The 15,833-nt window shown below is 38.5% G+C and carries 15 protein-coding genes; 13 read left to right on the top strand and 2 right to left on the bottom strand.

Going from position 1 to position 15,833, the window contains the following annotated elements; translation table 11 throughout:
• The first annotated feature begins 7 nt into the window (after positions 1-7).
• From QUF49_RS03420 to QUF49_RS03440, 5 genes are all read left to right on the top strand, one after another.
• Positions 8-1,471 (top strand): aldehyde dehydrogenase family protein, encoded by a 1,464-nt coding sequence (locus QUF49_RS03420; protein WP_289494347.1) that lies wholly within the window; start codon positions 8-10, stop codon positions 1,469-1,471.
• A 21-nt stretch (positions 1,472-1,492) separates the two neighbouring features.
• Entirely contained in the window at positions 1,493-1,972 is a 480-nt protein-coding gene (locus QUF49_RS03425; protein WP_289494348.1) for a GlcG/HbpS family heme-binding protein, read from the top strand.
• Between the two features lie 120 nt (positions 1,973-2,092).
• Entirely contained in the window at positions 2,093-2,746 is a 654-nt protein-coding gene (locus QUF49_RS03430; RefSeq protein WP_289494349.1) for a chromate transporter, read from the top strand.
• Positions 2,743-3,276 carry a chromate transporter gene (locus QUF49_RS03435; protein WP_289494350.1) on the top strand — a complete coding sequence of 178 codons (534 nt, stop codon included), beginning with the start codon at positions 2,743-2,745 and terminating at the stop codon, positions 3,274-3,276. Before QUF49_RS03430 ends, QUF49_RS03435 begins: the two co-directional genes overlap by 4 nt.
• Before the next feature lie 78 nt (positions 3,277-3,354).
• Positions 3,355-4,029 carry a GntR family transcriptional regulator gene (locus tag QUF49_RS03440; RefSeq protein ID WP_289494351.1) on the top strand — a complete coding sequence of 225 codons (675 nt, stop codon included), beginning with the start codon at positions 3,355-3,357 and terminating at the stop codon, positions 4,027-4,029.
• A 43-nt stretch (positions 4,030-4,072) separates the two neighbouring features.
• Here QUF49_RS03440 and QUF49_RS03445 read toward each other — a convergent pair whose 3' ends face one another.
• Positions 4,073-4,882, bottom strand: a complete 810-nt coding sequence (locus QUF49_RS03445; protein ID WP_289494352.1) for an aspartate dehydrogenase — start codon at positions 4,880-4,882, stop codon at positions 4,073-4,075.
• Between the two features lie 187 nt (positions 4,883-5,069).
• On the opposite strand from QUF49_RS03445, the gene QUF49_RS03450 reads away from it, so the two are divergent.
• From QUF49_RS03450 to QUF49_RS03465, 4 genes are all read left to right on the top strand, one after another.
• Positions 5,070-5,414, top strand: a complete 345-nt coding sequence (locus QUF49_RS03450; RefSeq protein WP_289494353.1) for a 2Fe-2S iron-sulfur cluster-binding protein — start codon at positions 5,070-5,072, stop codon at positions 5,412-5,414.
• A 650-nt stretch (positions 5,415-6,064) separates the two neighbouring features.
• Entirely contained in the window at positions 6,065-6,862 is a 798-nt protein-coding gene (locus QUF49_RS03455) for an SGNH/GDSL hydrolase family protein (protein ID WP_289494354.1), read from the top strand.
• 89 nt (positions 6,863-6,951) lie between these two features.
• Positions 6,952-7,443: a VanZ family protein gene (locus tag QUF49_RS03460; RefSeq protein WP_289494355.1), complete on the top strand. Its 492-nt coding sequence runs from the start codon at positions 6,952-6,954 to the stop codon at positions 7,441-7,443.
• 40 nt (positions 7,444-7,483) lie between these two features.
• Positions 7,484-7,726: a DUF2584 family protein gene (locus QUF49_RS03465; RefSeq protein WP_289494356.1), complete on the top strand. Its 243-nt coding sequence runs from the start codon at positions 7,484-7,486 to the stop codon at positions 7,724-7,726.
• A gap of 32 nt (positions 7,727-7,758) precedes the next feature.
• On the opposite strand, the gene QUF49_RS03470 is transcribed toward QUF49_RS03465, so the two are convergent.
• Positions 7,759-8,496: a C39 family peptidase gene (locus QUF49_RS03470; protein ID WP_289494357.1), complete on the bottom strand. Its 738-nt coding sequence runs from the start codon at positions 8,494-8,496 to the stop codon at positions 7,759-7,761.
• Between the two features lie 191 nt (positions 8,497-8,687).
• Between QUF49_RS03470 and QUF49_RS03475 the strand changes: the two genes are divergently transcribed.
• The 4 genes from QUF49_RS03475 (at position 8,688) to QUF49_RS03490 (ending at position 15,766) form a co-directional block, all read left to right on the top strand.
• The gene (locus QUF49_RS03475) at positions 8,688-10,019 is read left to right on the top strand and encodes a peptidoglycan-binding protein (protein ID WP_289494358.1); all 1,332 of its coding nucleotides are present in this window, start codon (positions 8,688-8,690) and stop codon (positions 10,017-10,019) included.
• Positions 10,020-10,186: 167 nt separating this feature from the next.
• Complete coding sequence (locus QUF49_RS03480; protein WP_289494359.1) at positions 10,187-12,199, top strand: penicillin-binding transpeptidase domain-containing protein; 2,013 nt, start codon at positions 10,187-10,189, stop codon at positions 12,197-12,199.
• Between the two features lie 425 nt (positions 12,200-12,624).
• Positions 12,625-13,509: a LysM peptidoglycan-binding domain-containing protein gene (locus QUF49_RS03485; RefSeq protein WP_289494360.1), complete on the top strand. Its 885-nt coding sequence runs from the start codon at positions 12,625-12,627 to the stop codon at positions 13,507-13,509.
• 115 nt (positions 13,510-13,624) lie between these two features.
• On the top strand, positions 13,625-15,766 hold the full coding sequence (locus QUF49_RS03490; protein WP_289494361.1) for a S8 family serine peptidase: 2,142 nt from the start codon (positions 13,625-13,627) through the stop codon (positions 15,764-15,766).
• The last annotated feature ends 67 nt before the right edge of the window (positions 15,767-15,833 follow it).

A 15,833-nucleotide genomic window follows, 5' to 3' on the forward strand; every position in this document is an offset into this window, starting at 1 on the left:
ATTCTGTATGCTGTCCACTCAAGTGAAAACGTACGACAACTATATTAACGGGCAATGGGTAAAGTCAGATACGAACAAAACATTTCAAAGCTTAAACCCTGCAAACAAAGAGGAAGTGGTGGGAAACTTTCAATCTACTTCTTCAGAAGAAGCAGTGAGAGCCATTGAAGCAGCTGCAAAAGCATTTCCAGCGTGGTCTTCTCTATCCACTTCTAAAAGAGCTACACTATTAAATAAAGCAGCGGATCTACTAGAGAGCCGCTTGAACGAAATTGCAGAAGAATTAACGAGAGAAGAAGGGAAGCCTTACAAAGCAAGTTTAGGTGAAGTAAAACGTTCCGCGGATACACTTCGCTTTTATGCGGTTGAAGGCCAGACCTACACAGGTGAAACATTTCCGAGTGACGATCCTAAGATGAGAGTGTATACCGAAAAAGAGCCGCTCGGTGTTATTTCGGTTATAACACCCTGGAATTTTCCGCTCTCAATTCCTGCACGGAAAATCGCTCCGGCACTCGTTACAGGAAATACGGTTGTATTTAAACCTTCATCTGATACACCGCTGATTGGCTACCGTTTAGCAGAAGCGTTTCATGAAGCGGGTATTCCAGCTGGCGTATTGAATTTTGTTACGGGTTCATCGTCTGAAATTGGTGAGGTTCTAGTAAAGCATCCAGCGATCAGAGCGGTGACATTTACAGGATCAACACGTGCTGGAGAAGAAATTCACCGTACGGTTTCCATGACAACACGAACTCAAATGGAACTTGGAGGTAAAAATCCCCTTATTGTAATGGATGATGCTGATTTGGATGAGGCTGTCTCGTTAACGATTAATGGTGGGTTTTCTCTAACTGGTCAGGCGTGTACAGGTACGAGCCGTGTTATTGTTATGCGTTCTGTAAAAGATGCTTATTTAGAAAAACTAGTACAGCGAACAAAGGATCTAACGGTGGGGCATGGTTTTAATAACGATGCGTTCATCGGACCTCTTGCTAATGAAAAACAGTTAAAGAATGTACGAAACTATATTCAAATCGGTGTCGACGAAGGGGCAGACCTTTTATGTGGCGGCGAGCACCTTACATCGTCTGAATTCGAAAAAGGGTATTATGTAAGCCCCGCGGTATTCTCGAGTGTCACACCTAACATGCGAATCGCACAGGAAGAAATCTTTGGTCCAGTTGTGGCTGTTATGGAAGCAAATTCTTATGAAGAAGCGATTAATATCGCTAATGATATTGAGTATGGATTGTCTGCATCTATTGTGACAAATAACATACAGCTAGCTGAACAATTTATTAAAAACATACAAGCTGGAACAGTTAAAGTAAACCGTACAACGACAGGAAACTTAATGAACGCACCGTTTGGAGGCTTAAAAAAATCAAGTACATCGACGTTCCGTGAGTCCGGTAGAGTAGGTCTCGAGTTTTTCACACAAACCAAGACGGTCTATGTTGGCTATTAAAAGAGTAAGGGGGATAATACAATGAGAACAGCTATTAAAATCGAATTAGAAGAAGCAAAAGTTATGATAGAAGCTGCAAAACAAAAAGCGGAAGAGATTAATGTGCTTGAAACGATTGCAATTGTTGATGATGGTGGCTATGTGATTGCCCTCGAGAGAATGAACGGTGCGCGCATTACAGGTCCAGAAATTGCAATTGCAAAAGCCTTTACGGCTGCTGGACACAAGAGATCTACCCATTTGTTTAATGCTTATCCAAATGGTCCAGCACTCCCAGGAAACGAAGCTTTCGGCATTCAGCATATGCTAGGAGGAAAATTTGCCGTATTCGTAGGTGGTTTTCCAATCGTTGTAAACGGGGAAGTAGTAGGAGGAGTTGGAATCTCAGGAGGCAATGGTGAGCAAGATACGGCTGTTGGAACGGCTGCTCTTCAAGCGCTTCATGATCAATTATCAGAAACTGGACATCCAGTACTCGTTGAAGCAGATATAAAAGTATAAGAAAAACCGGGATATTTTCTATTTATAGAGAATATCCCTCCGTTTATTTCATGTGTTTTATGAAGCGGTCTGTTAAGTAAGGTTGGTTTTCATGCAAGGACATCTGCAAAATAATATTTTTTGAAAATTAACCGTAAGTTACTAGAACCTTATGAAAAGAAAGTAGGTGTTTGTGTGAGGACATATTGGGAACTCTGTGTTGGGTTTGCAAGAACCGGAGTGACGGGATATGGTGGCGGCCCATCAACTATACCCTTAATTGAATATGAAGCTGTAAAAAAATACAAATGGATGACAGAAGAAGAATTTGGGGATTCACTTGCGCTGGCAAATACCCTTCCTGGACCGATCGCGACAAAAATGGCAGCTTATATCGGCTATAAGATTAAAGGACCTCTTGGTGCGTTTGTTGCTATCATGGCCCATATCGTTCCATCTATTATAGCTATGATAGGATTGCTGGGTGGCTTGTATGCGTTTAAAAATTCTCCTGTAGTCAAAGGCATGATTCATGGGGTTGCTCCTGTAGTTGGCGTGATGCTTGCCGTGATGGCCTATCAATTTTTTCAAAAAGGAAGACAAGGGCTCGGCAACAAATGGATGATTGGCATGTCTCTTTTTTCTCTTTGCATCATCCAGGTACTAAACCTCCACCCTGGATTCGTGATCATCTTTTTCCTGACCAGTGCTTTTGTATGGAGCACCTATAAAGAAAGTGGAAAAGTGCCATTTTGGATAAAAAGGGTTGTTAGAAGCCGGGAGGAAGAACTATGATCTATTGGGATATTTTTTGGGCATTTTTTATATCTAACATACTCGGTTATGGTGGGGGACCTTCTACCATACCGTTGATTCAAAATGAAGTGGTCAATCAATTCAACTGGCTTACTTTAAAAGAATTTGGTGATCTTTTAGCGATGGCAAACGTGTTGCCAGGACCGATTGCAACTAAGATGGGAGCATATATTGGCTATGAAGTAGGTGGCGTTGTGGGATTAGTTATCGCCCTGATCGCAACGGTCGCACCTTCTGCGATTGCCGTTATCATTCTGTTTGCTTTTGTTAATCATTTTAAGAATGCACCACAAGTAAAGTGGATGACCAAATCAGTTCAGCCTGTTATTGCCATTCTTCTAGGCATTCTAGCTTTTCAATTCTTTTTAACGGCCTTCGAGGATATTGGAGTTCTTCATCTGCTTATCCTTGGGCTAGGAAGTCTGCTATTGCTGGAGAAATTGAAGATTCATCCAGCACTCGTAATCGTCGCTTCCTTATTCTATGGAGGAATCTTTCTCTCTTATTGAGATGACATAAATTGCCCTTATAAGCGATTAAGGATATAATTTGTATACCAAACAGCAAATGACAGGTGGAGTTTTATTATGCAAAATAAGTGGGCGCAAGAAGACTTATTGTCCATCCGAGAACGTGCATACCGATATTTAAAAGATATGATTTTAGACGGAGAGTATAAAGCGGGAGATCGACTCGTTGAAAGAGAGCTTGCAGAGAAACTCAGCATAAGTCGTACTCCGATTCGAGAAGCTTTATTCCGATTAGAATCACAAGGATTTGTAAAGACCGTTCCGCGTAAAGGAGTGGTCGTGGAACGCATTTCAGAAGAAGAAGTGATTGAAGTTTTCACTATTCTATCATCACTTGAAGTGCTTGCATCAAAGCTCGCTGCACAAAAAATGAGTGAAGAGACACAAGCGGAGTTTGACAAGATGATTGAAAAGCTTCAAGATTTGGAAGGGAAAACGGAAGAAGAAATATCACTGCTGCATATGGAGACAAACAAGATCATACACACAGCTGCAAAAAGTCCGAAGCTGCACGAAATTCTATCAGGATTGACCGACTACATTCGAATCTTTGCTAACTCTAGTTATGAGACGCCCGGAAGAAAAGAAGAGTCGATGAGAGAACACTTGGAAATCATGAAAGCTGTTCGTAACAAAGAAGTAGAGATGGGCGAATATTTAACAAAAATCCACATTGAGAATTCAAAAAAAGCGTACATTGCTTTTTTAAATCGATTAAAAGAAAAAGAGTGAAGAGACAGCCTTACCTGTTCTCTTCACTCTTTTTTGTATCATCTTAGACACCTATAACTACAGGAGATTGTAAACTTTTTAATGCTTTAACAATACTCATGGAGACGATATAGCTGGATTTAGGATTATCAGCCAGAGGTGTATTTTGTACTTTAACAGAAACCTCTCCAAAATGTCCTTTAGCAATAATCTCATGGGAATTCCTTTCAATTGAAGGGTCCACAAACACCTGCACTTTCGTTTCTTCAAAACCAATCCCCGCAAGACTTAAAGCAGCGGACACATTCACACTCTCAGGAAATAGTTTTGCAGATTCTCTTGCGTTGCCATTGAACACACAAACGGGCTCTGAAATCGTCGCCAAATCTACCTTTTCTTCTACAAATGTCCCATACCATGCCCTTGGAGGTTTTCTGCTGACTAACTGAACTTCATGTAGCGTATGATTAGCTGCTGCGTGAATACGATCCAGTCCTGCAATGGCAGCTGAGGGGATAATTAATTGTTTATGAGAAGACATAGCGGCTTTTTTTAATGAGGTAAAAAGATGATCATCTGTTAGTGCACCAACCGAAACGATGATAAGATGACACCCATTTAGCAAAGCTTTTTCACCATATAGTTCTACCGAATGATGACCTGCTGCTTCAATCACTACATCTAAATTTAATCCAAAAAATATATCTTCATTATTTGTTATAACACATCTTTCATAAGGCGGTTCTTGAATCTTTTCAGGCGAGCGTACGAGAATTCCAGCAATTTCTGCGTCCAACCCATTTTTGCTGCCGTCAAAATAAGTAGCAAGATCCTTTCCAATCGCTCCAAAACCTATAAGACCTACCTTAAGCATGGCTATACCTCCTGTAAGTATGAGACTGTTTCATAAGCAAGATTGTATATTGTATACCTAAAATTATATAGGTTAAATTTCGATAGTCAACGTAATAACGGCAAATAATAAGAAAATTTATTATTGTCAGAATCTTTTTAATATGGTATATTGTATACCAAGAACACAATATTAGGAGGTCAACCATATGCCCACTATTCATTACTTAACAAGTGATAAGAAATTTGAGGTACCTGAAAACTCCAATATTTTAAGAATGTCTCTGCGCTATGATGGCGAACTTCCAAATCGTTGCGGTGGAGGAAACTGCGGGACGTGTGTGTGTAAGATCGAGAAGGGCATTGAACATACAGATAAAATCAAACCGGTCGAGAAAAAAAAAGTAGGTGAAGAGCTGCTCGCTCAAGGCTACCGTCTTGGCTGCCAAACATTTGTAAACGGTGATGTTGAATTAAGCTGGGACAAGGAAATTACTAAAATGGTACAAAGAAGAAAAGTAGTTCCTGTACGAACACCTGTAACTTCACCTTAAAAAGGGAGGACATGCTTTATGCTCGTTTGTAGGAAACATGTCAGAAAGGCTCTTCAGATCTTAGTACTTCCCCATATTAAAGAAGTGACACAAAAAGTGCCGTGCTGTTTTTGCGATAAAGACGCATCCGTAAACGTCTTTTATTCTCACCAATCCATAGGTTATGAGTTTAAAAAAGTACACAGAAAACCCGCCTCATAGGAGACGGGTTTTTTTATGCTTTGTTTCTGTTAGTATTTGATAATAGACATTAAAATGTTCATTTTACGGTCAATAAGTTTTTGAACCTTTTTTGAACCGAATAAGTAATTGAACATATCATTTCCCCCTGTACGTTAATGGTTTAACTCAAATGATAATCACTATCACTTGTGTATATTGTATACCAAAACTCGATTAAAGTCTATAAATCAGCTGAAAAATTTTTAATAAAAGCCATTTTGGTATACCAATTAATGAATAATTCAGATTTTTTTGTATCCATTCTCAATTAGAAATGGTTGCAGAATAAGAGTTGCGGCACATGATAAAACTGTATGTTTATCACTCAACATTCAATTCCCCTTTATTCTACGTTTTTCAACAATTTTCTTGTATTAGGAAATTTTACACATTAATATAATGGTAGACTATATAAGGGGTTGGAGCGGGTGAAGAAACGTCGCATTTTAACGGTGTTTGTCATGATTGCGTGCTTATCTAGCGTGGTTGGCGGACACTTTTATTACAATAACAAACTAGAAGAAACGGCTTATGCAGCAAAACGGGAGATGGGGATGTTGCAAAAAGAGACTGCTACAGAAGAAGTCTTAACAGAAGCGGCCAAACCATCAAAAGAAGCTCACTTCACCAATGCACCAAAAGAAGTAGCTGAACTCTACAAACAAAAGAAGGATGCTGGCGAACCGCTCAAGTTTCATCTCATCGGCTCAACGAACACTTCTACAGAAGAAGGAACATGGGCACAGCTTTTTACTAACCAAATGACTGAAACATATGCAAAAGATATCGATATTCAAACGACAACTATAGGTGAGAAGACAAGCCTTGAACTTCAAGAAGATCCGCTTTATGAGGAGATTCAGAAAATTAAGTCTGATGTGATTTTAATTGAGGCTCCTTTACTAAATGATAATGATGGTATAAGTATGGGTGATACGCTGTTCGTACTTGGAAACCTGATAGAAGGGATAAAAGAAACGAACGGTGACGCCATTGTTTTCATACAGCCATCCAATCCAATCAGTTCTCCAGTAAAATATGCGAATCAAGTCAAAGGTTTAGAGGCATATGCAAAAGAGAAAGATATACCTTATCTAAATTATTGGACCAGCTGGCCAAGCGTAGATTCAGAGGAAATCAAAGACTATTATAACAGTAGTACTTTAATGGCTAACGCAAAGGGCCACAAGCTTTGGGCAGATTATATGATTTCTGTATTTAAATAGCAGTCAAGACTTCGGGTATCCGGGGTCTTTTTTGATTGCTAGGATATGGTATAGTTACTAAACGTACTATATTAAACAGGTGGTCTATCATGAAAAAAATCTTACTGTACTGGCTTCCGGTCCTCCTTTGGATGGGTATTATCTTTTATGCCAGCTCTCAACCATATGAAGAACAAGATCTTCGTCCTACGCTCTCGGCGAATTTGGACTTGAGTATCATAGAAAATCTATTCTCATCTTTTACGTTTCATTACGCGGGTGACGAAATTAGCATACAAGCGTTAGGCGCAGCTCACTTCCTTGAGTTCTTTATACGGAAAGCGGCACACTTTTTTACGTATTTCGTATTGGGATTCCTGATGTATCGGGCGTTAAGCTATTATTTTTTAAACAACCGTTTAACGTTTATGGCCTCCTGGATCCTAACCATTCTGTATGCCATATCTGACGAGGTTCACCAAAGCTTTACACCGAACCGAACGCCGCATGTAGAGGATGTAATGATTGATGCTGCGGGTGGACTGATTGGAATCACGCTAGCATTCTTCATCTACAAAAAAATTCGTACAAAAAGAATTTAGATAAGTGCTACAATAAAAGAAAAAGAATGCAGGTGATAACATGCAAATGCCGATAACCATGCAATCTAACCTAGTGACGGTTGGAAAAGAAAAGCGTTTAGAAGGTAATGTGTTTGAAATTTCATTAGACGGTTATAAGCTGTTTATTTTGGATCATCCTGTACCCGTGCAAAAAAAAGAAAACAGCTCTCCGGTCGGAAAAGCTGTTATTAAAGAAGTGACGTGGAAAAAAGACTCCACTCGCTTAGTTTATGAACTTATCGATCTGCATGGTGTGAATTAAGAAGGAAGGAACTCGAGTGTGAGTTCCTTCTTTTATTTATAAGTAATCGCCTGCGATCCCATCTGCTTCCATGCTTTCACAAAATCCTCTCGCGGCAACTTCCGGTTTTTCTCTTTATTCAGTGGGTCATTCACATAAACATGTTCTTTATCAAACCCCGTTATCACGACGGAATGTTCTTTCCACGTAATTTTAACTTGTCCTGACGGAGTATTCCATGTTCGAAATTCACTCGCAGGAAGCTTCCTGAAATCAGCGTTAATAATAATCCATACTGGTTTTCCTTTTTCGACTTTTGCTAACAATTCATCAAAAGTTCCACCACTTATATCCTCGATTCGGCCAGGTAAGTATTTCTCAGCTAATTCAGCCACAGGGCCGTGATAAACACCATATCCCATGTTATCAAACGTATAAATGTCCCCGACAAATCCATCGTTCGGATTGCCATAATAATAGGTTCCATTCTCGTTTTTGTAAGGGGTATCCACTTTCTTTATCTTCTCAGCAAGCTCCATTTTATCAACATCTACACCAGCGTGCTGAAGGACCATAGCCAATGAGGTAACTTCACATCCGCGGTCTAGTTCAGGCTTTTGTTGAATTAAAGGAACATTATCAAGTAAGGTAACGCCATTTTCTTTGGTCGCACCTGCTGCCGCACTTAACAGAGCAAGTTGACTGTTTTCTTTTTGTTTTTTATTTTGTTGATAGCCTAAGAAACCTCCAAGGATAAACGCTGCAAACAAAACGATTAAAAGTTTTTTCACTTTATACTCCTTGTCTTCAAGTTACTACATATATTACCAAAATATTAGATACTTAAGCATAAAATTGAATTCATTTAACGACATAAAACGATTACCTTTTAATATATTGCATATTTATTCTGTAATTTAGAAGGAATTTGTCGATAAAAGAAGAAGTGAGACTTAAGGTAAATTAGTAAAAGGAGGAAGAAATGGAAAATAAAAAGATTTTAAAGCGTTTTATTATGACTTCTACTTTTGCTGGAGCGTTCTTGGCAGCACCGGTGATTGGAGAAGCTGCACTAGGGGACCAAACTCTTAAATTAGGAAATACAAATAGTGATGTAAAGGAACTGCAATCCATTCTAAAAAGTAAGGGGTATTTTCATTATCAAGAGACTACCACTTATTTCGGGCCAATTACGAAGCAAGCGGTTATGGACTTCCAAAAAGCAAATGGTCTCGTTGTAGATGGAATTGTGGGAAAGCAAACATACGGTAAATTGCTGCAGAAATCCCATCAGGAAGAAAAGCCGGCAGCACAAAAACCAACAGTGCAAAAACCTACTGTACAAAAACCAACAGTCTCCACCACTAAGCCAGCTGCAACTCAACAAGTTCAAAAAGCCGGTAAAGTGTTAAAGCTTAATTCAACAGGTCCTGAAGTGAAAAAACTTCAAACAGATCTTAAAAGTCTAGGGTTCTTCACTTTTTATAAAACGACTGATTTCTATGGAACGATTACAACAGAAGCCGTTCGAAAGTTTCAGATCAACCAAAATTTAAAGGCTACTGGGGTAGCTGACAGAATAACTCTTGATCGGGTTCAGAAGCAAGTAGCGGCAAAGAAGGCACCAACTACAACGAAACCGACACCGTCAAAACCTGCAACAGCCAAACCAAATGTGTCAACACCTGCGCAGCCCACTAAAGAAACTGTATTACTCAAATTTGGCAGCAAAGGAACTCAAGTTAAGCAGCTTCAAACCCGCCTAAAAAATCTTGGTTATTTTACATACCCTATGATTACTGATTATTATGGAACGGTAACAGAGGATAGTGTTGAAAAGTTCCAAAAAGTAAATGGTCTTCCGGTTACAGGTGAAGTGACAAATTCGGTGTTAACGAAGTTGTCTCAGGCAGAGAAAAACCAGACTCAAAAACCAAGCAAGACACGTGATCAAATAACGATCAATGTGATTGCTAATGCTTCTGAACTTATGGGTGTTCCCTATGTTTGGGGTGGGACGACAACAAATGGGTTCGACTGCAGCGGATTTATCCAATATGTTTATGCAAAAGAAGGCGTTCAGCTTCCTAGAACGGTAGCGCAAATGTGGAACGCAACTAAATCTGTAAGTAATCCAGCAGTAGGAGATCTTGTTTATTTTGAAACGTACACAGCAGGACCTTCTCATTTAGGTATTTACATAGGCAGTGGTCAATTTGTACACGCTGGATCAAGTACAGGCGTAACTGTGAGCGATATGAACCTTTCCTATTGGAAAAATAGATATTTGGGCTCTAAACGAGTAAACTATTAATATAGCATTCTGGAAAAAATCTTCTGACCCATCAGAAGGTTTTTTCTTTATCAGTAAACTATCAGATGTTTATCAGTCATATATTCCCAACTATTTTGTTATAATAAATAAGTGTTTAAAAGGGAAAATATATGTCGTGACAAAACTTGTTGAGAAGGAGATATGATTTGAAGAATATATGTAAACTCATTTTTATGACTGTCTTGTGTTTAGGGCTGTTATCAGCGTGTTCAGAACCACCTAAGCCGGAAAATACATTGAAAAAGTATGTAGGCTATTGGGAAAAGCAAGATTATAAGAATATGTATAAACTGCTAGATTCTAAATCCAAGAAGGAGATCTCTGAGAAAGATTTTGTAAAGCGTTATGAAGCGATCTATAGTGGAATAGAAGTTAGTAAGTTAGAAGTGGATATGAAAAAGCAAAAGAAAAACGAGGAAGAAGAAAGTGAGAATGTGAGTCTTCCTTATACGGTTAAGATGGAAACACTTGGCGGACCGATAGAATATTCACATGACATGAAAATGAACCTTGAAAAAAAGGATGATTCTGAGAAGTGGGGAATTCAGTGGAATACGTCGCACATTTTTCCTGAAATGAAAAAAGGTGACCGGATCTCTGCTTCTACTATCTCTCCTAAAAGAGGGCAGATTCTAGACAATGAAGGCAAGCCGCTGGCCATTAATGGTGTAGCAGCTGAAATTATTATTGTTCCTGATAAATTGCCTCAAGATAAAGCAAAAACACTAACGCCTTTATCTAAACTGCTCGGGATAACGACAGAAGAGATACAAAAGCAGCTGGATCAGCCGTGGGTAAAGCCAGATCAAGCTGTACCAATTAAAAAGGTATCAGCAGATGACGCGAAGTTAAAAGACATCATCGCCCTAGATGGTGTTGATTACCAAAAGAAATCGACACGACTTTATCCTTTAAAAGAAGCCGCAGCACATCTTACGGGTTATATTGCACCCATTTCAGCTGAGGATTTAGAGAAGTTAAAAGGAAAAGGCTATTCATCACAAGATTGGATTGGTAAGGCGGGTCTTGAGCAAGTATACGAAGAACAGCTGCGTGGAACGAGCGGTGGGCTGATCAAGATCCTCGACAGTAAAGGTGAGGAAAAATCTATACTTGCACAAAAAGAAGTTCAAAACGGAACAGATGTTAAAACAACGATTAATAGCAGAGTACAGCTTTCAATCTATAACCAGATGAAGGCTGACGTTGGAACAGCATCGGCCATTCATCCCAAAACAGGAGATGTACTTGCGCTAGTAAACAGTCCATCTTATGATCCAAATCAATTTACGTTAGGATTAACAAAGTCTCTTAGACAAAAATGGGCAGATGATCCAAAACAGCCAATGCTAAACCGTTTCAAATATGTCTACGCACCAGGTTCGACACTCAAACCTTTAACGGCTGCAATCGGGCTTGAAAATGGGACCCTAAACCCTAACGCAGAAATGAAAGTATCGGGTAAAACGTGGCAAAAAGATAAAAAAGCTTGGGGCAATTACAAAGTAACAAGAGTTACTGATGTTCCGAGCGTTAACTTAGAAAAAGCGCTAATCTACTCAGATAATATCTATTTTGCTCAAGCTGCGCTTAACCTCGGCGAAGACAAATTTACAGAAGGCTTGAAGAGATTTGGATTTGGAGAAGAGTTACCTGTTTCCTTCCCATTCACTGCATCTTCCGTTGGTAAAGGTGGCATGAGTGAGGGACAGCTCGCTGACAGTGGCTTCGGTCAAGGGCAGATCCAGATGAGTGCGCTGCATGTTGCCATGTCTTACACACCGTTCCTAAATGAAGGGAACTTGTTGGCGCCAAGACTAGATCAGGCGAAAGAGGCTTCTATCTGGAAGGAAAACGTGATTTCACCAGAGACAGCGAAATTGGTAAGTGCTGATATGGTCCAGGTTGTAGCCAATAAAAATGGAACTGCACATAAAGATGCCTATATGAAGGATCTGCCGCTAGCAGGAAAAACTGGTACGGCTGAGCTTAAAGCTGCGGGAGAAGACAAAGGGAAAGAATTGGGCTGGTTTGTGGGCTATAACACACAAAATCCATCCCTTCTCGTTTCCATGATGATTGAAGACGTTGAAGAACGTAACGGCAGCCACTATGTAACTCCTAAAGTGAAAAATGTGTTTAGGGAAGTTCTAAAATAATATGGAAGCTGACATCCTAAAGGTATTTCATGTGACCTTTTGGACGTCAGCTTTTTATTTTTCTATTTTTCTATTTATATGCAATTTTATTTATTCTAAGGAACCTTTCCTTACAAAACCATCCTCAATGATATGGGAATAAAGAACTAATTTAGGCGGTTTGCAATCCATAGATCCCTTCCTATATCCGACATTATTTAGCATAATATTACAAAGATTACACAAATGCTGTCAGATATGTAACGAACATGTAATAAACTGGTTAGTCTACTTATGCTACCATAGACATAGGACGATGGGGTCAAGCAAAAGGTAGAAACATACAATACATACTTGTTTTTTACTACATAAATTGAACTAGTCTACTAGATTAACTTGAACCCAATTGGTTATATCTAGCCTAATCAATTGGAGGGTATTTTATTATGAAAAAGAAGATTTTGTCTATCGCAGTTGCTGCTGGCGTAATTTTATCAGGTGGAGAGTTTGCTCATGCTTCACTCGGAGATAACATTATAAAGACGGGTCATAAATATTTAGGTACACCTTATAAATACGGTTCAGCTTTTGGAAATACACGTACTTTTGATTGTTCTTCTTTTACATCATACGTTTTTGCACAAAACGGAATTACAATTCCCCGGACAAGTGTTGGACAAGCATCTGCTGGAGTAGCTGTTTCAAAAGCTAATCTTCAAAAAGGTGATCTAGTATTCTACGACACTGACTTTGATGGAAGAGTCAATCATGCTGGAATCTACGCAGGTAATGGAAAGATGCTTAATGCACAATCAAACGGAGTTGCCTATACGGATGCATTTTCAAAATATTACTGGGGAGCTCGATATATAACAGGTAGACGTGTCATTACTCAGAAAGCAACAGCTTCTGCTGCTAAGAAGCCTGTTCAATCTAAACCAGCTGCCAGTACAGCTCAAGTAAAAGTACATAAGGTTCAAAAAGGGGAAACGCTTTGGAGCATTAGCAAAAAGTATAAAACAACTGTTTCGGCTATCCAAAAATTAAACAATTTAAAATCTACTTCTCTAAAAGTAGGTCAGGTGTTGAAGGTAAGCGGGCAAGCTCCAGCTGTAAAAAAAGCTTCAACAGTGAAAATTGCATCTGTTAAAAAGACAACAACAGTTTCAAAAGCATCTACTACAAAAACAATCTCTTATACAGTTAAACGCGGAAACTCACTTTGGGGAATTAGTAAAAGCTATGGTGTTTCTGTAAATCAAATTATGAAAACGAATAAGTTAAAATCAGCTTCTATATATCCTGGTCAAAAGCTGATCATATCTAAATAAGCAGCAGCCTGTTAAATGCAGGCTGTTTTTTATTATTTAAAATCTATGAAATCAAGTGGTAAAAAGTGGTTTTTAAAGTATAATAAATTTATATTCCATAACTTTGGGGGCCATTATGAACAAAAAAAAACTTCTAAGCTGTTTGGTTTTTACTTCACTATGCTTTTCCTCTACCCATACATTCGCAGCAAGTAAATCAATACCATCTGAAAGAACAGCATATGCATTTCAAAAAATGTTTCAAGGTAAAGACTACGTAAATACTGAACTCATTATTAAAACTTCTAAACAATTATATAAGAAAGAAAAATCTGATTTTAAAAGTCTATTTAATTTAATAAATATAAAACCAATTGGAGAAAACTTCTATGTGGTTTCTTTTCCAAGTCAAAAAAATATTTCTAAATTAGTTATTAAGCTATACGAGAACAAACTAGTTGAATATGTAGAACCCAACTATAAAATACATAAAGAATATATTCCTTCTGAACCTCTATATAAAAAACAATGGTTTCATTCCAAAATTAATACGCCTTTAGCATGGGATACGACAAAAGGGGCAAGTGACGTAGTTGTAGCAGTAATTGATGGCGGTGTGGATGGTAAGCACCCAGAATTAAAAGGAAAATTGTACAAGCCATATGATGCAGTGGATGGGGATTCTATCTATTATCCAGACGATCACGGAACTCATGTTGGAGGAATAATAGGTGCGTCATTTAATTCGGTAGGAGTAGCGGGTATTGCTCCTAATGTTAAAATTATGCCGATAAATGTTTTTTACGGAGCTACTACAACTGCTGAAGAAATATCATCCGCTTTATTTTATGCAGCAGATCAGGGAGCAGATGTAATTAATATGAGTTTAGGCAGTTACTATTATAGCAAAGTAATTGACGATGCTGTTGCTTACGCAAGGTCTAAAGGAGCTATAGTTGTTGCTGCTGCTGGCAATGATCATGTAGATGAAAAAACGTATCCAGCTGCTTATAATGGTGTATTTGGAGTCAGCGCCACTAACAATACTGATCGTGCTGCTTATTTTTCCAACTACGGAAGCTATGTTGATTATGCAGCCCCTGGAGAGGATATTTATTCTACAATTGCATATGGAAAGTATGGTTATATGAGTGGAACTTCAATGGCATCTCCTGTCGTAACTGGGACCATTGCCTTGATGCTTTCAAAAAACCCATTTTTAACAGAAACTCAGGTAGATACCATTTTGAAAAAATCGACTGTAGACCTCTATCAAGTTGGGAGGGATAATCTTTCTGGATTTGGTAGAATTGATGCTTCTTTAGCGGTTAAAAATACTCCGACAGCACTTTCAATCACAACTCCATCAGCAAAAGAATTAGTAATAAATGGAGCAAACTCTATAACAGCGTCATATAAGGCTTATATAGGTACATCGGTTTCCGTAGTTGTAAAAGATGCAAAAGGTAAAATTGTAAAGACCATTAATAAAAATGTTAAAGGTACTGACAAACAGGTTAACATTACATGGGATGGGAGAATCGATAACGGCAGTTACGCAGATAGTAGTTCTTACAAAATAATTGTTACGGCAGTTAAAGGTTCTGCTGCTAGGTCGAAAGAGACTTCTTTTACCGTTAAGAATCAATTAAAGCCATCAATAGTTTTAGAAAAAACGACAATGTATTATTCTCCTAAAGTATTGAAAACGGGAGTTGTCCCTATAAAGCTCAATAAAACACAGTTAGTTACAGCAAAGATCTTTGATGCAAAAGGTGCACACGTGAAAAATATCATATCTAATAAAAGTCTATCAGGTGGTAGTCAAACGATAGGCTGGAGTGGTAATAATAGCTCTAGAAAACAAGTGCCAGATGGAAATTACCTGATGAGAATAGACAGTATTGATGCTAATAATCAAAAAGCAGATCGGAAGACAGCAACGATAATAGTTGATAGCAAGGCGCCACTTCTTAAGAGTGCTGCGATATCCCCCTCTGTTTACAAAGCAGGGAAAAGTATCACGGCTGTTAGTAAGTTCACAACAAATGAAGCTTCAAAGGTAACGATTTATGTTGTTTACAATAATGGTCAAAAAATCAGGACTTTGGCTAGCAAGAAGTCGCTAAAACCGGGATCACACACTCAAAGCTGGGATGGTAAAACGCAAAGTAAATCCTTTGCAAAGGCAGGTAAATACAGGTTTGTATTTGAAAGTACTGATGTTTCAGGAAACAAATCGATAACACAATCAAGTTGGATTTCCTTACAAAAATAATAGATTGATACGGCACCTCTTTTTGTCCATGAAAGAGGTGTTTTTTTATCAAATTATGTAAAAAAAT

This window comes from Fictibacillus sp. b24 (assembly GCF_030348825.1).
Lineage (GTDB): Bacteria > Bacillota > Bacilli > Bacillales > Fictibacillaceae > Fictibacillus.